Below are 21122 nucleotides of genomic sequence, written 5' to 3' on the forward strand. Positions count from 1 at the left end.
AGCCGTTCATGCCCAGCCAATACCTTTACTCACCTGATCAACACTCAACAGCCTTGCATGATGCGCAGAGTTATAACGATCAAACGGTACTTGCGATCATCGGCGCCAACCTCGACAACTATTTCGGCCCGCTGGACGCCACTCAAAGAGCACGATACTTCGAGTTGGGGCAACAAGCCTCTTCGCTGCAGGCCACCATTGCCAAGTCGCTCTCCGACTGCATGGAAGCCTTTGATCGCGAGGGTCTGAAAAAACTCGAAGATACCCTGAGGCCACTGGCGCCGGAACTTCATGACCCCCAGAGCTGGCACTTCCATACCACCATCATCGAGGTTTCACCGCGTTTTGCGAGGGCCCTTGACCCGCACAGTCCTAGAGAACGTATTCAATCATTCACACTGTGGGAAGCGGCCAGGCTCGACTTGTCCAAGGTCTATCCACCGTCGTATCAAAACAGCTATCTGGAACACAGTTACATCAGCCGCGATCCCCTGGGTAGACGAGAGCAGAAAACCGTACTGAGTGCTGACCGTTTCGAGCGCCATGCGCATGCGCTGGATCTTGGATCGGACTTGCAAGCACGCCTTGATAACGTCATGGACGAGGGGTTTCGCAAGCAACTGACCCATTACCATCGAGCGCTTTACGAACTGGCCGGGCTGGATGCGCTTCGTCAACAGCAAGGCCACGGCGTCGACGCCCAAGCCTGGTTGATGCTGCGCCCCCTGTTCAACGAGCTTCGTCCAGCCTGGACGCAATACCAAATGAGCTTCAGCGGCAATGCAGCGCCGCTACCTTTCTTCACGCACAAACTGCCCATATCTTCGACAACCCACGCAGCCGTCAGCTATTTCCCGAACCGTGCAGGCGCGGCGCTGCGCCTGCATTTCAACGAGCAATCGGCCGTAGATGATTTGCTGGACGAGTTCAAAGCGCGACCGAATGAGCAGTGGTTCCTGGAAGCATTGACTCAGGACACACAAAGCGCCCTGCAGCGTCACGTCAATACACCCGTGGAAGATCGGGAAACATTGAGCTGGATCGACCAGCAACTGTACGACCTGCTAGGCCAGGGCACTTCACCGCTCGATAAAATCAAAATCAGCGTGCTTTCCAGCGGGCTCACGCTGGGTGACGGTTTGCTTGAACAGCATCTCGAACGGCTCAAGGCCAACCTCTCGTCTGCAGCTGTGACACTGCGCGATCGACGCTGGAAAGCGTTCAAGGACTACTCGAGCATCATTCTCAGCGAGACCGTGGGGCTGCTCACCATTGCCTTACCCGGCGGTGTGTTGGGCGTGAACCGGTTGATGTTGACGGCGACCCTTGGCAGCCTCGTCTATCAGGCCATCAATGCGGGCATCGCCCTGAGTCAAGGGGACCGCGCAGACGCCGTGCAGGCTTTGGCCGATATTTCCGATCTGATCATCACTGGCCGGCTGCAGACGGTGGGCGCCAAACTGTCCAGACGCCGAGCCCGCCAACTGGTCCATTCACTCAGTAACCCTACGGCCAATACCCGCAGTGGGCAGCGGACGCTGCAATGGCACAACGTCGACAGCATGCGGCAGGGGCTGGCCCAGCAGGCACTTGAAGTCAGCGACCTGTCCGATGCACAACTCCTTCATCGCCTCATCCCTGGCGACGTACCTGCAATCGAACCTGCGCGAGCTCAACGGCTGATGCAGTTGGCCGATATCAACCGCCAGCAACTGGAGTCGATCTGGCGGGCCGAAGAACATGCGCCCTGGCAATTGCTGCATGTTCTGCAGCACGATTTCGCTGACGTGGCCCCCGTGATTCCCGACAACCAAGGTACTCTGAGCAAGCGGTTTCCCGGGCTCTCCCAAACCGCTTGCAACTACCTCCATGAGCGTCACCCAGCCTTGCGAACGCTGGCACCAGATGCAGTACTTTCCCACGAACAGTTGCAGTCCATTTTGCTGGTTCACAATGAGCAACGGGTAATGGACGCAACCTTGGCGTTTGATTCGGGCGCCCCTACGGCAATCAGCAAAGACAGTGAAGCGCTTTTCTGCGCGATGCTGCTCATTCAGCCTGCCTGGCCTGAGAAGCTGGGCATTCATGTCTATCGCGGCTCAACGGACTTCAGCGGATACGTCGTACCTGGTACAGAGAAGGTTGCCAGCTATGGGCTCGACGGTGCCGATACGTTCATTTCACTCTACCGCTCCGCCACGCGTTACGCAGGCTCCTTTTATACCAATGACCCCCTGCAAGTCGACGCCGGTCAGATAGGCCTGAGCCACGCGGTCCTGCGTACATTGAATGATGAACAACGCCGTGCACTGGGTGTTGATGTCTGGGGAGGGGCCGAACTAGCCAGCAAACTTGGCCAGCAAGCGTTGGACCAGCGCTGGGAACTTGCCGGTCTATTGCCACAAACCGACCACTACCCACTTGGCCCGACACGACTCGCCCCTTTTCGCCAGACACCGGCACTGGAGGGCATCAAGCCTGGCGACGATGGCATCTATGCCTTGAATGGCAAATGTTTCATTGCCATCGGTGAGGGTATCTACCAAGTTTTGCACGACAGGCAAGCCTCATCTCCCGCGCAGGCCGTATGGCGCATTGTACGCCCGCAAGACCCGGTGGCCGACGCGCCGGACAATGTCTACGTAGCCTCTCGCCCAGGTCGCAGCGAACCGGTAACCCTGGTTGCCGGCAGTGGCTGGCAAGGGGTTATGGTCGGTGGGTTGGGCGGTGGCGGGCGGGGCAAGGGCTCAAGGCTCGAACAACTGAGGGCCAAGAATCAAAAAGAGAGGGAACGCGCAGAAAACGCCAAAGAAGAAGGGGGGGCGAGTACCTACTCAAGCATAGCCAACAAGATTAACGTACTTGGCACCAAAATCGAGGCTTTCGACAGACTGGAACCGACTGTTATCAAATTGTCGACAGAGCCCACAGGACGGGAAACGGCCAGAAAAAAGTATATGGAGCATTATCAAAATCTGAGTACCTACATAGCGCTGGTGGAAAAAAACAAAGCCGAGCTCAGGAAGACCCAACCCACGCTGGATTTTCATGAATACTTAAACCCGCACAGAGTGACGCAGATACACTGCCTGAATAAAGCGGCCACGTTAATTGAGGCGGACTTGATCCACCAGTTAGACGTGCACAACCTGGATGTTAATCTGCGGCCAGGCCCGGAGGTTTTGAGCAATGATTCCAACGCGTTGAGTGATTTCCGCAAGAGCCAAGCCTTATGCCTGGAGGCGTTCACCCGCAGGCTTCCAATCACCCAGGCGCACGAACAGACACTTGAAAAAATCAACCGCTCGATATTGAGCGACGCGCAACAGAAAGTGATCGCACAGCAGCTACCGGCATCACGGGATCTGCTTCTGGACATCGTATCGTTGCGCAGCCTGTTATTGTGCGTCAGCGACACCACCGACCTGCAGGTTCCTTTCACCTTCAACATCGAACCCAAACTACTCGCCAATCAGTTCAACCACGCCGCGCGATTATTCAACCGTCTCGATGAAACGCCCCTGTTGAACAGGTTTGCGCTCCTGGCAGATATTGCCGAACAACTTGATCGCGTGAAAAGCGGGTTTGAGCTGCTCAAGGCCGACTACCCTGCCCTCGTTGAACCCAGAAACGAACAGCATCTTACCGCGTGCATCGAGATCGTCAGCGACTGTCACAACCTGTGCGATGAGCAGCTGAAACTGTGGCTAAAAGAAAATCAGGACAGCCCTTCATCTTCCAAAAACCTGGAGCACATTGATTTCGATTTTCTGCCTGCGAGCACATTGCTCCCCTCTGCCTCGCAGCCTTCGACACACCGCAAAAAACGCATTATCGGCGTCAAACGTCATGGCCATTACCGATTGATCCAGGCAGAACAACGGGGCGATGATGGCAATGACCTGATTATGCTTGGTACCGACGAGACAGCCACGCCACGTCAGGTTTCACGCACTGCGCAAGGGGCATGGCAGGTCACGCTCCTCGCACCACAGCGCACGCTGCAACAACTGGACGGCGCAGCAACACAGAAGCTCGAGGGTATCGACCAGATGATCCAGCGTGCGACGTCCAATGCTCAGCGTAAAGACGTCATCGCCGCCAATATCTGTGAACCCTTGCATGACCGAGCGGATGAATTGGCCGCGCTGGTCGCACAATATGACAAGCAGGGCATACAGTCCCCCCTCGATCAGGCAAGGCAAGACCGACGCCAGCAGCTCGTTCAGCACGTGACTGAACTGCGCCAGCTGGCGCAAGAGATCACCCTGACCATCTACAAGAACCCGCAAAAACCCAATGCCGACTATTTGACCTATCTGATCGAGCATCAGCAGGTACAAGTACGCAAGCTCACCACAACCAGGTTGGTGATAGGAAAGGGCAAAAACAAAAACCACATGGACCGGTACGTAATCACCGACCTGCAACGCAATCCCTTGTGGGCAGCCCACTTCCATTACCCTGCCGCAGACACCCCTCGCGAGCAGTTCGCCTACCGCAGTGGTCACCTCAAGACACTGGATGACGAATCAAAAGGCGTCAACTTCCAGCGGGAACTCGAACAGCGAGGGTTGAAGGTGCATCAGATATTGCGCGTCGAGGTACCGACTCGGCTTGCTCAGGCTTTGTTCAAGCTTGCCGATGAGGGCCAAGGGTAGCCCACCCACCGCTACAGCCCGGGTACGAAAACGCCGCAAATAACGCGGCGTTGTTCAATAAAGACTATACCCGGAATCCACCCATCAATGCCTTGAGCGTTGAGACCTGGTCGAGCAATACCCGGCTTACGCTTTCGGTGTGGCATGCCCCCTGTGCGCTGTCCTGTGCTGCCCGGTTGATCGCGACGATGTTGCGATCGATGTCATGGGCCACCGCCGTCTGCTGCTCGACCGCCGCGGCGATCTGCTGGTTCTGCTCGACAATGCCACCCACCGCTCCAAGGATATTGCCCAGCGCCTGCTGCACCTGGCGCGCTTCATCGACAGTGCCCGCAGCCATCTGATGGCTGCTGCCCATCGCCCGCACCGCCTGCTCCACGCCATCGCGCAGGCGCTGGATCATCTGCGCGATCTGCGCGGTGGAGTCCTGGGTACGCCGAGCAAGGGTACGCACTTCATCGGCCACCACGGCAAACCCACGCCCCTGCTCACCGGCCCGGGCGGCTTCGATGGCCGCATTCAATGCCAGCAGGTTGGTCTGCTCGGCAATGCTGCGAATCACCTCCAGCACCTGGCCAATCGCCTGGCTGTCGTCGGCCAGCCGATTGATTGCCAGCACGGTCTGGTCGATTTCTTCGGCGAGGCGGCCGATGCTGTCTTGCTGGCTGGCCACCAGGGTGCGGCCATTGGCGCTTTCCAGGTTGACCTGTTGCGCGCCGTTCGCCGCCAGCGCGGCACTGCGTGCCACTTCCTGCGCGGTGGCGCTCATCTGGTTCATCGCCGTGGCCACCTGTTCGATCTGTTCACGCTGGCCACTGACCGCCTGGTTGCTCCGCGCCGACACCGTCAGCACCTGCCCGGCCTGCTCTTCGACTGCCACCACGGTACGCCCGACCTGGTCGATCAGGCCACGGATGCGGCGTACCGTTTCGCTGAAACCTTGGCCCAACTCGCCCAGTTCATCGCGGCTGTGGGCCTGGAAGCTGACCGTCATGTCACCCGCAGCCACTTTGTCCATGGCACCGCCCAGCCGGCGCAATGTGGCCCGGGTCGACACATAGAAACCGCCATACAAGTACAGGATCAGCACGAAGACAGCAGCCAGCACCGTGCCCAGGGCGAGCATGCGCAAGCGCTGCTCGGCCAGGCGCTGTTGCAACTGTTCTTGCAGATGCGCAAGCACAGCGTCGTTCAGCCGATAGGTCGGCGCCATCAGTTCGCTGACCTGCTGATAGAACACCGGCCAGGGTGTATCGAGGGTCTCCGCCACCACCACTTGCTCTTCGAACAGCGATGCGGCCTGCCTGACCGTCGCCTGGCTGGTATGTGCAGCCTCCGCCAGGCCGGCCTTGGCGCCACGGTCCGTGGCAAGGGCGTCTTCCAGGCGCAGGGCATAGTCGGCCGCCAGGCGGTCAAGGCGTTGCAGCAGGTCTTCGAAACGGGCGCTGCCAGAGGAGTCGATGAACCCCCTCCCCAGCGCAATGGCGCCCATGGCCCGGCCTTCCCCCAGCGCCTGGCTGACCTGCGCCGTGGCGACCCCAAGCAGCTCGCTCAACTGACGCACCGAAGCCTGGCTGTCCTGGCTCAGGCCGGATTGGCTCACCACCTGCTTGCCCAGCATCTGGGCCTGGGCCAGCAGCTTGTCGAACAGTGCAGCCTTGTTTTGCAGCGACGATTCCGCCCGGGCGCTGGTAAATGCGCCAGCCAGTTCTTCGAGTTTGCCTTGGGGTACTGCCTCATCCCCTTGCAGGGTGTGCAACTGGGCCTGGACCTTGTCCTGCAACGCAGCGATGCGCGCCTCCAGATCTCCGCCCTGGCTTGACTGGCCGAGCACGGCATTGATCTGCAACAGGTTGCCCAGCGCCTCCAGGTCGGTGCGAAGGTTCAGGCTGTCAGCCAGCGGAGCTATGCCCTGCAACTCAGCGCGGGTGGCGTGAAACTGCTGATAGGCGTCGCGCACCAGATAAAAGCTGGTGGCCAGCATAGGCAGGAAGAACAGGATGCTGATGAGGCTGAACTTCTGGCCGAAGCTCAGCCTGTTCATCAATGCGATGGCCGGGTAGAGCACACGCTTCACGGGGCACCTCCATGGATTCTTGTTGTTCTGCAGAGATAGCACTAGGCCACTTGTATAACGCAGATCGAATCGGAGGTTTGTAACTTAAGGTTAACCAAAGGCCGCGAATGCCTTTGTAGGAGCGGCCTTGTGTCGCGAAAGGGCTGCGAAGCAGCCCCAGCGATATATGCATAACGGCTGAAATCCAGGGGGGCCGCTTCGCAGCCCTTTCGCGACACAAGGCCGCTCCTACAAAGGCCGCAACCTACTACATCAAGACTGTCCACAGGGCGAAGCCTGCATACCACAACACGGCACAACGCAGCAGCAGCTCCCACAGGCTGTCCAGTCGCCCCAACCCGCGCTGGGCATCTTCTTCCTCGGGAATGTCATCGGCAATGCGCCCGACCCTGGCCACCAAGTGCCCGGCGCTGATGTGCCAGTTGAGCAACTCGTGCAACATCACCCGCGTCACCGCGACGAAATTGCCGACCAGCGCGAAGCTAATGGCCAGCACCCGCACCGGCAGCCAGTCCATGACATGCCGCAGCTGCTCGGCACGGGCCTTGAGCGCAGGCTGGCGGCTATGTTCTGCCGTCAGCGCCAGCAGGCGGTAGGCCAGCGCCGCGCCGGGGCCAAGCACGAAGTACCAGAAGATCACCGCGAAAAAGCTCTGATAGGCCTGCCACAACAGGTAACCCTGCACACGCACCAGCAAGCTGTGCGGCTCGTCGGCTGCCAGGCCCAGGTCGCGTTCGGCTACATGCAGTGCAGCCTGGTCGTCGCCACGCCGCCAGGCATCGCGCAATGGCCCGAGTGAAGCCTTGGCATCGCCGCGCCCCAGGCTGTAGATCACCACCAGCAAGTGCAGCGGCAAGGCCAGCAAACCATACGCCACCGGGTCCAGTACGTGCAGCAACAGCACCAACACGGCCACCGGCGCCAGCACCAGGATCGCCAGTGTCCACCAGGGGTGGACCTTGCCACTGCGCTCCAGGCGCACCAGTTCGCCCAGGAAGAAACCGTCCCGTTGTACCTGATGGCGCAGCGCAGAGAACTTCTCTACCCACAGCACCAGTATCAGCACCAGAAAACTCATGCGTTGTCCTCGTTGTCCTTCACGGCCTTGCGGTAACGCGCCCAGTCGAACGCCGGGCCAGGGTCGGTCTTGCGCACCGGGGCAATGTCACTGTGGCCCTGGATACGCTCAAGGTCGATCACTGGCCAGGCGGCCTGGATCTGCCGGGTGAGTTGCTCCAGAACGGCGTACTGGGCATCGGTATAGGGCAGATCGTCAGTGCCTTCCAGCTCGATCCCGATGGAAAAGTCGTTGCAGCCTTCGCGCCCGTCAAAACTCGACACGCCGGCATGCCAGGCACGGTCAAGCAAAGACACGAACTGAGTCACCGCCCCATCGCGCTCGACGAACAGGTGGGCCGAGACGGTCAGGTGGCTGATGCTGGCAAAGTAAGGGTGTTCGTTCGGGTCCAGGCGGTTCTGGAAGAACTGCTGCACCTTGCCGCTGCCGAAGCAGGCCGGCGGCAGGCTGATGTTGTGGATCACCAGCAGGGAAATCGCTTCACCCTCTGGGCGGGCGTTGAAGTTCGGCGAGGGGCAGTGGGTGATTCCGTTTCCGTGGAACCAGCCAGTGGCACGGTCCAATTGCATGGGGCAGATCCTGAAAAGCGCCGGTACAGAACTGCAGTATGCCTTGCGCGCGGGGCGCTGTGCATGTGAATGATTGTAATGCTGCCGGCTCAATCCACCTGCTGCTGACGCAGGCCATCAAGCACGGCTTGCAACGCCCGTTCGAACAGCAAGCCATCATCCAGCAACCGTGCCGCACCGCGATGCAGCGCCTGCGCCAGCGCGACAGAGCTCCATTCACGCACCTTCATGCCGGTGCGGTTGGCGAAGACCAGCCGGTCACTGCTGTCGATGCGTGCGATCAGCTTGCAGCGCAGCGGCTCGTCGTCATCGAGCATTTCTACCCAGGTGCCAATGCGCAAGCGCTGCACCAGGCGCAGCTCTGCCGCTTGCTCATCGAGTTGACGCAGCGGTGCGCAGGCGGACTCTTCAGCGATGGCGAGCACGATGTCCTCGGCCACCAGGACTTCGGCCAGTTCATCGCTGCCAGCTGGCCATGCCGCCCCTTCGCACGCGCGCAAGTGCAGCTGCTCCAGTTGCTGGAAGAACCCGCGAGTAGCCGCCGAATCCAGCGCCACGCTGGCCAGGCCTTCACGCAGGGCCTTGAGCAGGCCTGGCACTTGCTGCAGCAATACCTGCGGCGGCTGATGCGGGGCAATGCTGGCGAGCAGGGTATCCATGGTGGCCAGCGCCTGCTGCCAGGCCTGGGACGCCTCGCCCTGCTTGAGCCAGGCCATCAACAGTACCTGGCCCCAGGCCTGGACCAGCATGTGCACCACCACCTGCGGCAGCATGCGCCCGCGCAGGCGCTGGTTGAGCGCTTGCTGCACCTGCTGGCGGGCCTGCAAGGCACGGGCGCGGCCCTCTTCGGCGTCGCGCGTGCGCTGCTCCAGCAGTTCGTTGCGCCGACGCTCGTCCTGGCTGAAGGCAAGGAAGTCCTCCAGCAGCTCGGCGAACAGCGCGATGTCTTCGGTGAAGTCATTGAGCAGGCGCTGGACGATGCGCTCGACACGAAGGTGCAGGCTGTCGCGCAGGCCCGCGCTGCCGGTCTCCCAGCCAATCGCGGCAGCAGCAATCTCGTTGAGCAGGCGCCGTGCCGGGTGGCTGGCTCGGCTAAACAGGCCTTTGTCCAGCAGCGCCACCTTGAGCAGCGGTATATGCAGGCGAACAAGCAGTGCGCGCAGGCTCAGCGGCAGGTTGTCGTCGGCTGCGATGTAGGCGAACAGCAGGCCTACCAGGTTGATCATGTCCTCGTCGGCACAAGCGATGCGCCGGCGGGTACCGCTGCGCACGCTGACCCGCAGCAGCAGTTGCTCAAGCTGCTGGCCCAGGTCGAATTCGTCATCGTCGGTCGTGGCCGGCACATAATGTTGCAGGTGTGAAAGCAACCGCAACAAGTCGGCGGTGCTGATCGGCTGGGCGCTGGCGGCGGCTTGCAAGCGCGGGGCGATCTGACCTCGGCACGGCGCCAACAGGCCTTCCAGCGAACGCATGAAAGCTTGCCCGGCACTGTCTGCGCCCAAGGCATCAGGCTCGCGGGTGGCCGACATGCGCCGCGCACTCAAGCGGCGGTCCTCGGCGCGCCGCCGCGGCGCTGGCTGCAGTTCCGGCATCACGCCCGCGGCGGCCAGCAACTGGTTGGCCTCGGCATAGAGCACATCGATGTCACGCAGCACATAGCGCTCGAACAGCTTCAGCAAGATCAGCTTGACCCGCAGCCCCACGCCAAGGTTGCGCCCGGCATCGAGGAAGTAGACACACAGCGCCGCAGGCCCGAACGGGTTCTGCTGTTCGTCGAAACTGCGCGCGAGCAGGCACTGCAAGCGCACGCCCAGTTGCTCGAGGGCGACGCCATCACGGGACAGCACACGTGCGACCATGCCGTCGACAGCGACAGCACGTTCCATTTCTGCCTTGCCTTTCGCCGCTTGCTGGCCCAGCGGGTCGAACTGGCCGATGCGAGCGAAGGTGTCGTAGAAGATATCGAGAAAGCCACGCTCAATGCTCTTGCGCTTCAGGCGCAAGTCACGCATGGCCTCGAAGTACAGGTTCTGGTCGACGCGATCGGCTGCGCGGTCGGCCATTTCGAACAGCATATCGTCGGCATTGTCGAACAGCGCCTGCAGGCCTTGTCGCAGTTGCAGGGCCGCCTTGTCACGCACTTGCAGCAGCAACACCGGTAGGCAAGGTAAAGGCGTGCGTGCGCCTCGTTCCATGGCGGCAGCCAGGGGCACCACCTTGCCTTCTTTATGCATCCCGGACTCCTTGCTGGGTGACGTATTCGATAGGGCGATAAATCGTCAAAGCTATGACGCCAAATGTTGGGCGCCATTATCGGTAAAAATACCGGCAGCTACCAGCTTTCTTCACCGGCGGGTAAGTGACTCTGTTTTCAGGCAAATGCTCATATGGCCTGACCAATGGTCACTCGTAAGGCAGCTGTACACGGCGCCGCCCCCCTGCCCTATAATCGCCGGCATCTAGCTTGTGGAGCCGACCATGCCGAACCTACGCCTTGCCGACCTGACCGCCGAGATCGAAGCCAATGTGCGCCGCGCACTGCTGGAGGACATCGGCAGCGGCGACATCACTGCGCAGCTGATTCCGGCCGAGCGCCTGGCCAAGGCCACCATCATCACCCGCGAAGACTGCGTGATTGCCGGCACTGCCTGGGTTGATGCCGTGTTCCGTCAGCTCGACCCGCGCGTGGCCGTGCACTGGCAGGTGGCCGATGGCGAGCGCGCCACTGCCAATCAGCCGCTGTTCCACCTAGAAGGCCCGGCGCGTTCGCTGCTCAGCGGTGAGCGCAGCGCACTGAACTTCCTGCAGCTGCTGTCGGGGGTGGCTACCCGGGCGCGTTTCCTCGCCGACCTGGTCGAAGGCACCCAGGTGCAGTTGCTCGATACCCGCAAGACCCTGCCAGGCCTGCGCCTGGCGCAGAAGTACGCGGTCACCTGCGGTGGTTGCCACAACCATCGCATCGGTCTGTATGACGCCTTCCTGATCAAGGAAAACCACATCGCTGCCAGCGGTGGCGTGGCCGAGGCAGTGGCGGCGGCGCACCGCATAGCCCCCGGCAAGCCGGTGGAAATCGAAGTGGAAAGCCTGGATGAACTGCGCCAGGCGCTGAATGCTGGCGCCGACATCATCATGCTCGACGAGCTGACCCTGGATGAAATGCGCGAAGCGGTACGCATCACCGCTTGCAAGGCCAAGCTGGAAGCCAGTGGCGGGGTCAATGAAACCACCCTGCGGGTGATTGCCGAGACCGGTGTCGACTACATCTCGATTGGTGCGATGACCAAGGATGTGAAGGCCGTGGACCTGTCGATGCGCTTGAGCCTGTGATTGAATCGCAGGCATGAAAAAACCGGCCAGATGGCCGGTTTTTTTGTCACCCGAATCAGAACGAGGCGTTGGCCAGGCCGTCCAGGTAGCGCTCGACGTCCAGTGCCGCCATGCAGCCGGCGCCGGCCGAGGTGATGGCCTGACGGTAAACGTGGTCAGCCACGTCGCCAGCAGCGAACACGCCCTCGACGTTGGTGGCAGTGGCGTTGCCTTCACGGCCGCCGTTGACCACCAGGTAGCCGTCCTTAAGGGTCAGCTGGCCTTCGAACAGCGAGGTGTTCGGGGTGTGGCCGATGGCGATGAACACGCCGTCGACCTTGATTTCGTCGCTGCTGCCGTCGTTGTTCTTCAGGCGCGCACCGGTCACGCCCATGTTGTCGCCCAGCACTTCGTCCAGGGTGGCATTGAGCTTGAGCTCGATCTTGCCTTCGGCGACGCGGGCGTTGAGCTTGTCAACCAGGATCTTCTCGGCGCGGAAGGTTTCGCGGCGGTGCACCAGGGTCACCTTGCTGGCGATGTTGGCCAGGTACAGCGCTTCTTCCACGGCAGTGTTGCCGCCGCCGACCACCGCGACTGGCTTGTTGCGGTAGAAGAAACCGTCGCAGGTTGCGCAGGCCGAAACGCCCTTGCCCATGAACGCTTCTTCCGACGGCAGGCCCAGGTAACGGGCGCTGGCGCCAGTGGCGATGATCAGCGCGTCGCAGGTGTACTTGCCGCTGTCACCTTGCAGGGTGTAGGGCTTGTTGGCCAGGTCGACGGCGTTGATGTGGTCGAAGACGATCTCGGTCTCGAAACGCTCGGCGTGTTCCTGCATGCGCTGCATCAGGGCCGGGCCGGTCAGGCCGTGGGGGTCGCCCGGCCAGTTGTCGACTTCGGTGGTGGTGGTCAGCTGGCCACCCGCCTGCATGCCGGTGATCAGCAGTGGCTTGAGGTTGGCGCGGGCGGCGTAGACCGCGGCGCTGTAACCGGCAGGGCCGGAACCGAGGATGATGACGCGCGAATGACGTACTTCAGACATGTCGAACTCCTGTCGAGCGGGCCGCAGGGGCCGCCAGCTGGAAATTAAAAAGGACCCACGCAGCACTTGGGGAAGGCTACAACGCGCAGGCCCAGAAAGCGGAAAGTTGAGCGCACTGTAGCGAGGTGGCAAAGATTAAGGAAATATCCTTCGACAATCCACCTCATAGGCATCCTCTATCTGCGAATTTCACCTGCGCAAACGGCCCTGGCACATTTGTTACAGCCGGTTTCTTCATGTCCGCCTGCCTTTCGTCGGCGCGGCAAACTCGGTAAGGTCAGCGCGTTTTCCCTTCTCTGCGGAGTATCCCGATGCAAGCCCCTGTCCTCTCTGGCCCCCAGTACCTGCGCGAAGGCCTGAAACTGGTGCTGAGCCCCAACCTGCGGATGTTCGTGCTGCTGCCGCTGGCGATCAACCTGCTGCTGTTCGGCGGCCTGATCTACTTCGCCGGCCACGAATTCAACCTGTGGCTCGACGCCCTGATGCCGACCCTGCCCGGCTGGTTGAGCTTCCTTTCCTACATTCTGTGGCCGTTGTTCGTCGCCTTGCTGGTGCTGATGGTGTTCTTCACCTTCACCCTGGTGGCCAACGTCATCGCCGCGCCGTTCAATGGCTTTCTGGCGGAAAAGGTCGAGGTGGTCGTGCGTGGTGAAGACCCGTTCCCGGCCTTCAGCTGGGGTGAGCTGATGGCCATGGTGCCGCGCACCTTCGGCCGCGAGATGCGCAAGCTCGGCTACTTCCTGCCACGGGCGATCGGCCTGTTCATCCTGTCGCTGATCCCGGTGGTCAACGTGGTGGCCGCGCCGCTGTGGCTGATCTTCGGGGTGTGGATGATGGCCATCCAGTACATCGACTATCCGGCGGACAACAACAAGATGAGCTGGCAGGACATGCTCGCCTGGCTGCGCAGCAAGCGCTGGCAGTCGCTGGGCTTTGGTGGCATCACCTACCTGGCGCTGCTGATTCCGGGGGTGAACGTGCTGATGATGCCGGCTGCGGTCGCGGGGGCTACGTTGTTCTGGGTGCGTGAGAAGGGTGATACCCGCGTCACCAAACCGGCCAATCAGACCGCCTGATAACCACGTAAGCGATGCTCTTTCCCAGCCGACTGATACACAAGGCTGGTACACATGGCACTGATAGCACAACCATTCAGGCACCCCGACTCTGGCATTTACTACCTACGTCGCAGGGTGCCTGATGACCTACGGCAGATCATCGGTAAAACTGAGATTCGTCGTTCGCTGAACACCCGGCACCACCATCAAGCGAAGGCTGCGTTTGCACTTGCGTATGCGGAGTCGGAGAGGTTGTTTAACGATGCCCGCCAGGGCCTTCACGTTGAGCCCTGCAAGCCAAAGACGGTAGGTCAGCCTCTACCTACGCCTACACTGCCTGTCCTCAAAGAAAGCTCTATAAGGCTGTCAGAGGCGCTCACCCGCTACGTTCAATCCATCTCTATGTCAGGCAGGTCCGAATACGTGCTGCGGCGGCATGCAGTCGACTACAGCCGCGCCGTCAACCGGTTCATCTCAGACATGGGGGACAGATCCGTTACGGCGATTCAGCCCTCAGATATCCATGCGTTCGCTGCCAACCTGATTCAGCCAAGTGACGACAAGGTTAAGCCTCTCGCTACCTCATCAACTCGCCTGCTGCTAGCACGGCTGTCATCAGTAATGGCCTTCGCAGTAGATTCAGGTCTGCTTGAAACAAATCCGGTAACAGCATCCCGCATTCATAAGCGCTTGGGGTCAGGCAAACCGAAGCGCCGCCTGGATGATAACCGAGGGTATAGCTGGAGCGAGCTGGTCAATCTGTTCAGCCACGCTGAGTTCCAGCAGCTTAGAGCTGCCGAAGGTCGGCCGGGGAACGCGGTGTTCTGGATACCGTTGATGGCCGCATACACTGGTGCCCGGCGCGAAGAGCTGGCCCAACTCTATATTGAGGATGTCCACCAGCATGAAGGTGGCTCGTGGTTCATTCGGATCATTGACGACCGACCTGACAAGTCAGTTAAGACCGACAGCAGCCGCAGGGAGATCCCAGTTCATCCTGACCTGATCGCCCTAGGCTTACTGACTCTCGTAGAAGGTCGCTTGCCAGGAACAAGGATCTTCCCTCAATTAGTGAAGGTAAGCGACGGCTTTGCAGGGATTGTCTCCAAGTCATGGCGTCCAATCACTCAGCGATGCGGTGTTTACCGGGCAGGCCGTAATCCACTGCATGCTTTCCGTCACAGCTTCAAAACCCTTGCAAGGGAGCACGGGATACCCAAGGAAGTAAGCGACTGGATAACTGGGCATGCGTCTGGCCACATCGGAGATAGCTATGGCATTAATCCACTGTCCCGCATGGCGGTTGAGATACAGAAGCTGCCTAGCCTTGCTAAAGCTGCTGGGCTGCTGCCTGACAAATGACAGGCCCCTAGCATCTACGGTAGCCGTAGTCCTCTGAAAGCAATGCTGGAGGCTTTGAATACGATTCCAATGGATCTGAAAGCCTAAACAGCACGATCCATCGCTTGCCACCACCATCGCAAGGTACAGGGATGGTGGCTGCCTTAGCCCAGGGCGAGCCCATGGAGATCGCGGGCCTGCTCGGCAAAACTGCCATGACAAGGTGATGCAGTCGATTGAGCGCCTTGATGTTCGGGGCCATCGCCCTACACCCAGCGGACAGATCAGCAACCTGCAAATGTTCGATGATTAGGAAGATAAGAGGGATAGAGTTATGGCTATCACTCAGCTCAACTCGATCTCACCGCGCTCTCGCAAGATAAGGCTGTAAGCCTGAGATAGCTCCCCTCCTACACCTTAGAAGCGACTACTGTGCTCAGGGCCTTGTGATGACCATTAAGAGGACAGAAGCGCCAGGAGGCCCGTGCGTCAATACACTGAATGAGTGATAAGTGCAGCATGACATGTACTGCATTAACAAAAACAGTGGCTAAAGCAATCTTAACCAACCTTAGAAGCTTGACTCCCGATAACACATCCGTACTATGAGCAACCTGTCAGAGCCACTGACATCTGCAATACCCTCCCTATCAGATCACCATCTCGCTTGTTCAAGACAATAGGCCACTGAGCAGAGCGGGTTTCGTGTTGTCTGCGATATGGCCAATCGCTCCTTGCACGAACAGGAACACAGGAGGGCTGCACCCCAACTAAATCAAGGAAGAACAATGAGCAACGTTAATGCAACACCAACAACCCCCGAAGAACATAAAGCAATTGAACTCCGGAGGGAGGGTATGTCTCTTCCAAAGATCATGGCCGCCACGGGACTTCCAGAACGAAGAGTCAGAACTTTAACGAAGAGCATTCCGAAACCCAAGAAGCCGCCTAAATGCGCAGCATGCATCTCCACCCCCTTCGCACGATCAGTCGATAGAGTATTCCAACTCGCTCGACGAGCACATGGAATCAGAGATTACGAGCTGCGAGCGATACTGCACCAGGAATACGGTAGCACATGGGACACGACTAAAGGCCGTTATCAGAGCAACTACAGTGCCGACCATATAAAGCGCATCAAGGATAAAGTAAAACAGCGCGCTTCCGAAGAAGACTGTAATGCAATCTTCACAGCAGACTGGATTGACGAAGGCGCACCCAGTTCAAGCTTCAAGAGCCTAGCGAGTGCGGCACTAGATCTCAGAAGTCGTGCTGATGAGTACATCACCGAATTCATCACAGCTCATGGAACCTGCCAAGACGATGACAGCGAACTAGCGGAATTAGCCCGTTCTAAGCAGCGCTACTCAGCACTGCGATTCCTCTGGAAACTGGCAGTACCTGATTACGGTAAAGAGCCCCTCGACAGGCTGCTGGATAGATCAATCAGGTCAGTTGGTGATCTTGAAGGCAACCCGGACCTGGAGCTCTCTACTCATGATCATACTGAGAAGCCTAACTTCTACCCTGAGCCGTCTGGACGTGATCACTTCCTTGACTATGTCGAAGCAGAAGGATGGCTATAACTCCACCGTTCGGATGCCGTGGAGTTAAGATCAATTCCTATTTGTCCGGAATTCCTAAACCGCGCCCACCATATTATATGCAAGGTAAATCCCGGACAGGATGACGTAAGGTAATGGAACTTTTGAAGAGTGGCGTAGACGCCACAGGGGTATAACCGGTGCCCAAAGCACGGATAACACCTCTATGCAGCAAAGAAGGGGCAAACAAGCCCCCTGCTCTTGATCTTGCTTTACTCCTTTAGAAGTTATTACTGCGTGACGATCGTCACCGTCTATCTGCAAGGTTAAGATTAAAAGCTTTGGGGGCTTTCCGCCCTGCCCCCTGCTGCAAACATGCCGTGAGGCGAGATAGTAACTCTATTAGCAGAAGGAGAGAAAGGGGCTGTGCTGCCCCTCTCCGCTTTAACTCTTAATCTTAATTATGCCCAGCGGCATAGGTGTATTATCGCGTGACGCCGCGCCACAGGTTAATGGGAGATCTAAACCAACGATATAGTGGACTATTGCTCCCCTACCCACTACAGGAACCAAGCCGGCAGGCGCAGGTTAACTCTTCAGCCAGGGGGAGTGGAGCAGTACCACCCTGCTCTTCTTCTGTCTTTCACTCAAAGTAATCCGCCGTGACGGCTACGTCACCACATATACTGCCGCAGTACTCCCATACAGCTTTGTGAGGCCTGTACTCTGCCCCACTGCCTAGCAATCTACAGAATCGATGCACTCTCCAAGACGCCACCTTGAAGGCCAAGATCACCTGCAAGCGAGTGAAGAGCATTAGAAGCCAGGGCTTCAGTAGTATAAGGGCCTACCCGTATATATTTAGAAGTCTCTGATGGCACTTCATAACCACTGCGTCGAACCTTATCAGTTATCTCTCTGCACTCCTTATTAGAAGCGAAGGGCAAGGTTACAAACCATTGCTCTTTACCAACAGTATTTGAATCCCCTTGAGCCAGAGGCTCTACCTCTGAACCACAATGCTTACACTTCTTAGCCTGGGCCTTGATCAACTCCGCACAATAGGGGCAGTCTCTCTGGCCGCTGATAGTTACAACTGCTTGGCCTGTAGCCTGATCTGGTGCTACATTTACTTCTTGCCAACCCCTGCGGAGGTAGGAGTTTACAATAATCTTGTTTATGGTTGCTGCATAAGCGATGGTTGCGATAGGTAGAGCAAAGACGATTCCATACCCTCCAGTTGCTAACGAGAAGCCTCCCACCACAAGCAGCCATAGGAAGAAGTGCCCCCAGAGGCCCTTAAATGCAAGGTAGATGGGGCCAAGTAGTATTACCAGTCCAGCGGCTTCCCCGCTCACTTCTTCAACGTGTCCATTCGCAGGATTGCGAAAGTTCCTTGCCATAACAATATCCTTAAGGTTCGGTAGGGGATTGCCCTACACGGGCATGGGGTCGTCACTACAACACATCAACGCATTTATCACCTGCCTAGACGGCAGTAAGCCTGAAGCTCAGGACACAGGGTGCTGATGCTGATTAACTGGGCGATCAGTTGATGATGGGCTAAGGCCCGCCTTGCTTCAAAGGCGAGCATCAGTCAAGGCAGACGGGCATAGGGTGATTAGGGGATTACACGCACACTTCAGGCTTGTCTGCCGAAGCCAAGCCAGGGCTCACTACACACGTGAGTGGTCCTCCCGGCTCAATGGAAGCCTCTACTGAGCAGATCAAGCCCACGTTTGAAAGGTGAGCAATCGCCACTCCTACGTCCTTCAGCGTCATATCGCACTGATCAGCCACTACGGCCAAGGTAGTCTCCACGACACCATCGCTATACACCATTGCCAAAAGGTTCAGCATTACAGTGGCGGACTTGGGATTGGTCCGGATCAGGTCAGCTACATCTCCGAAGAGGGCTCGCTTCATGTATAGGGTGCCCTGACCGTTATCGGCTACGCCATTGCTTGAAGCTTGTTGTTCAATCATCAGTATTCTCCAGTGAGAGGTAGGTTTGGTCTGTGGCCTTACGTCTTACGGTCTTACTGGGTTTCTTACTGATTGACTTACCAGGGGACTTACAGCTCACGCCTCACGCGAGCTACAGGGCAAAGCTTACAACCAAGCCAGCTCGTGCCTACCTTGACAGAGTGACATAGGTCTGGCCTTCCCTCTTGACACCAATCCTCAGACGCTGGGGTAGATCGGCATCTCGATGTCACGATTAGTGTGTGTCCGATTAGATCACATCTCTGGACCATTGGGGAATGCCTGCACCCCCTCCGTCTCCAGCGCTTCAGCACCAGTTCGGCACCCGAGTCAGGGAGCTGCGTGTGTCTATGGGCATGAGTCAGGAAGCATTTGCTGATCGGTGCGGCTTCGCCAGGACCTACATGTCTCGCATCGAGACAGGGGGTGCCAACCCTTCCATAAACGCCATCAAGGTGCTGGCCGACGCCTTGGGCGTCAGCATCGCGGACCTCTTCGAAGGCATGTGAGCAGCACATCCCACTTAAGAACCATACCTGAAGCTAATTGATAGCTATTTGACGCGCCGCCTTGAACGCCTCGGTGGAGTGGATTACTCGCAGCACACTCCACGGAATTGCTGGGATTGAAGGCGGAGAGACTAAGCCAGGTCCCCGCCTGTTCTATCCCCCATCTGCTTTAGCATCACACAGGCCATGCGGGCACAGTATTCAGTGGCCAACTCCACCTGAGTCAGCGCTTTTAAGCACTCGATATCAGGTGCCTGCCCCATGAACTCAATCAAGGTATCTTTAGCGGTGTTCGAATAGGATTCCCATAGGAAATTGAACCAGTCCAATTCAGTTCTTGGAGCCGAGCGAGCTGCATTCCTGTCAATGACACCGAAGAAGGTTGCAGGATGCTGAGCGTAGGCATGTAACTCTTCATCGGACAGCGGAATCCTAGTAATAAAACGCTGTTCATTGCCGCACACAACACACCAAGCTTCTCTCTGCTCGGCCATGACGACGCCACTCTCCAGCCTCACCTTCACCAATGCTCCATCTGGGCCTGGAACCTGTAGCAGCTGACCAACCTGAAGCCTAGCTCCAGGCGGACCGCCAATGAATGCATCAGGCTCTCCATCGAACGTCACGGGAATGCGTCTGTGCTTCTGCATCGACTCTATCAAGGCGAAGACTGGGGCGTGTCGCCGCTGAATCTCAACCTGCTGAAGAAGGGTTTTAGCCCCAGGGTGCAGATCCGCAATATGAAATCCCCACAGGAGCAGACCAGAAGGTAGGTCAACAGCATCAAGATGATGCTCGTGCGGGTCATACGTTACGATGATGTAAGCCTCAGGGAGCGACTTCGCTAAGGGGTCCAGCTCAAACCTTTTGAGCATACTTTCAGCCTCTACCAGAACCACAGGAGCGGGCCGCTTCCTCCCCTTCTCTAAGCGTGCGTCATTCGTGTCGATGAAGACTATGCGGGGATGATCCGAATGCTTGCTCAAGGCTCGACTCATCTGCCTATTGATATTCATCCGCTTGCCTTCTCTCCGCTTTGCTTCAACAGCGTAAATCGCCCCTGATGATGTATGAGTCGCAATGAACTCAACGTGGGTACTACGCCTGTCAGTTTCATCTTGATGGTCCAAGCTAAAGCCCGCTCGAAGAAGAGCAGCGGCCACTCGCACCTCATAGAGCGCACCAGGGAAGTTGTCAGAGCACTTGATACGGTCGATCAGTAATCGCTGAACCTCCACAGCGTGCTCCAAGCTATAGAGATCGTAAGCCAATCGCATATATGACTCGATGGCCCCTGTCATCGGCTGAGCACTGCCCGGCCCTACGGCTTCAACGTGTGCTCTGGATTGTTCATAGCTACGGGTCGCCCAGTGGAGGATTTTATGGCGCTGGTCCACTGGCTTATCAATCTCGGCATGCCACCATTCACGACCTAGAACCATCTTGGGGTAGTCATATAGGAAGTCATGGAATGTCCGCCATTTGGCTGAATAATGAATCTTCCTACCAACGGCGACGAGCCTGTGATCATGGAATGTTGAAGAGATGATCGGCTTGCCAAGCCCCTGCTGCTCGCGTCGCTGAAATTCTTGTGCCTGATGACGCGAGATCGCTGCTTCTAACGCGTCCCGCATATGTGATCCCCCTACCTGATGCTCCCGGCCTAGGCCATCAGCATTACCATGGCAGCGCTTGAACTTTAACCCACTCCCGCAAGGGCATGAGGCGTTACGACCTGGCTTGGTAAACATTCGGGCAGTCCTGAAAATCTGATCCGCAAGGAGCAGGGATCTGCCTGCGCCCATTATCGGAGAATGATAGACATGTGACGTACAAGCCGGAGGGGCTGATGATGCACAGGACTCGAGTATTCTTTTACCTCTACCTAACCGACCACAGCTGGTGAATACACATAACGCCTGCAACCCGTATTCATTAGGCTTGCTTTTGACAA

Annotated in this window: 14 protein-coding genes and 1 pseudogene; 6 read left to right on the forward strand and 9 right to left on the reverse strand. The window is 58.2% G+C overall.

Annotated elements, in window-relative coordinates; genetic code table 11:
- The first annotated feature begins 8 nt into the window (after window positions 1-8).
- Window positions 9-4661: a hypothetical protein gene (locus BUQ73_RS22225; protein ID WP_079229696.1), complete on the forward strand. Its 4653-nt coding sequence runs from the start codon at window positions 9-11 to the stop codon at window positions 4659-4661.
- Between the two features lie 64 nt (window positions 4662-4725).
- On the opposite strand, the gene BUQ73_RS29025 is transcribed toward BUQ73_RS22225, so the two are convergent.
- From BUQ73_RS29025 to BUQ73_RS22245, 5 genes and pseudogenes are all read right to left on the reverse strand, one after another.
- A complete protein-coding gene (locus tag BUQ73_RS29025) occupies window positions 4726-5655 on the reverse strand; it encodes a methyl-accepting chemotaxis protein (protein WP_416171833.1) in 930 nt (309 codons plus the stop codon).
- Window positions 5632-6705 (reverse strand): annotated as a pseudogene (locus BUQ73_RS29030) (methyl-accepting chemotaxis protein); the annotation flags it as partial. The gene BUQ73_RS29025 and the pseudogene BUQ73_RS29030, both read right to left, overlap by 24 nt.
- 280 nt (window positions 6706-6985) lie before the next feature.
- On the reverse strand, window positions 6986-7816 hold the full coding sequence (gene ampE / locus BUQ73_RS22235; protein ID WP_079229698.1) for a regulatory signaling modulator protein AmpE: 831 nt from the start codon (window positions 7814-7816) through the stop codon (window positions 6986-6988).
- Window positions 7813-8385 (reverse strand): 1,6-anhydro-N-acetylmuramyl-L-alanine amidase AmpD, encoded by a 573-nt coding sequence (gene ampD / locus BUQ73_RS22240; protein WP_079229699.1) that lies wholly within the window; start codon window positions 8383-8385, stop codon window positions 7813-7815. The genes ampE and ampD overlap by 4 nt, the downstream gene beginning before the upstream one ends.
- An 89-nt stretch (window positions 8386-8474) precedes the next feature.
- Entirely contained in the window at window positions 8475-10619 is a 2145-nt protein-coding gene (locus BUQ73_RS22245; RefSeq protein ID WP_079229700.1) for a DUF1631 domain-containing protein, read from the reverse strand.
- Window positions 10620-10863: 244 nt separating this feature from the next.
- Between BUQ73_RS22245 and nadC the strand changes: the two genes are divergently transcribed.
- On the forward strand, window positions 10864-11712 hold the full coding sequence (gene nadC / locus BUQ73_RS22250) for a carboxylating nicotinate-nucleotide diphosphorylase (protein ID WP_079229701.1): 849 nt from the start codon (window positions 10864-10866) through the stop codon (window positions 11710-11712).
- A 55-nt stretch (window positions 11713-11767) separates the two neighbouring features.
- Here nadC and trxB read toward each other — a convergent pair whose 3' ends face one another.
- Window positions 11768-12730, reverse strand: coding sequence for a thioredoxin-disulfide reductase (gene trxB / locus BUQ73_RS22255; protein ID WP_008097075.1), 963 nt, complete (start codon window positions 12728-12730; stop codon window positions 11768-11770).
- 311 nt (window positions 12731-13041) lie between these two features.
- Between trxB and cysZ the strand changes: the two genes are divergently transcribed.
- From cysZ to BUQ73_RS28265, 3 genes are all read left to right on the forward strand, one after another.
- Complete coding sequence (gene cysZ, locus BUQ73_RS22260) at window positions 13042-13806, forward strand: sulfate transporter CysZ (protein WP_079229702.1); 765 nt, start codon at window positions 13042-13044, stop codon at window positions 13804-13806.
- 54 nt (window positions 13807-13860) lie between these two features.
- Window positions 13861-15150: a site-specific integrase gene (locus BUQ73_RS22265; protein WP_079229703.1), complete on the forward strand. Its 1290-nt coding sequence runs from the start codon at window positions 13861-13863 to the stop codon at window positions 15148-15150.
- Window positions 15151-15917: 767 nt separating this feature from the next.
- The gene (locus tag BUQ73_RS28265) at window positions 15918-16715 is read left to right on the forward strand and encodes a hypothetical protein (RefSeq protein ID WP_152031594.1); all 798 of its coding nucleotides are present in this window, start codon (window positions 15918-15920) and stop codon (window positions 16713-16715) included.
- A gap of 704 nt (window positions 16716-17419) precedes the next feature.
- Here BUQ73_RS28265 and BUQ73_RS22270 read toward each other — a convergent pair.
- Window positions 17420-18076 (reverse strand): zinc ribbon domain-containing protein, encoded by a 657-nt coding sequence (locus BUQ73_RS22270; protein ID WP_079229704.1) that lies wholly within the window; start codon window positions 18074-18076, stop codon window positions 17420-17422.
- Window positions 18077-18302: 226 nt separating this feature from the next.
- The gene (locus BUQ73_RS22275) at window positions 18303-18659 is read right to left on the reverse strand and encodes a hypothetical protein (protein WP_079229705.1); all 357 of its coding nucleotides are present in this window, start codon (window positions 18657-18659) and stop codon (window positions 18303-18305) included.
- Window positions 18660-19015: 356 nt separating this feature from the next.
- Here BUQ73_RS22275 and BUQ73_RS22280 point away from each other — a divergent pair, with 356 nt between their 5' ends.
- On the forward strand, window positions 19016-19168 hold the full coding sequence (locus BUQ73_RS22280; RefSeq protein WP_237772725.1) for a helix-turn-helix domain-containing protein: 153 nt from the start codon (window positions 19016-19018) through the stop codon (window positions 19166-19168).
- Window positions 19169-19299: 131 nt separating this feature from the next.
- On the opposite strand, the gene BUQ73_RS22285 is transcribed toward BUQ73_RS22280, so the two are convergent.
- On the reverse strand, window positions 19300-20919 hold the full coding sequence (locus BUQ73_RS22285) for an SEC-C domain-containing protein (protein WP_152031595.1): 1620 nt from the start codon (window positions 20917-20919) through the stop codon (window positions 19300-19302).
- Window positions 20920-21122 lie beyond the last annotated feature (203 nt).

It is taken from the genome of Pseudomonas putida (assembly GCF_002025705.1).
GTDB lineage: Bacteria > Pseudomonadota > Gammaproteobacteria > Pseudomonadales > Pseudomonadaceae > Aquipseudomonas > Aquipseudomonas putida_J.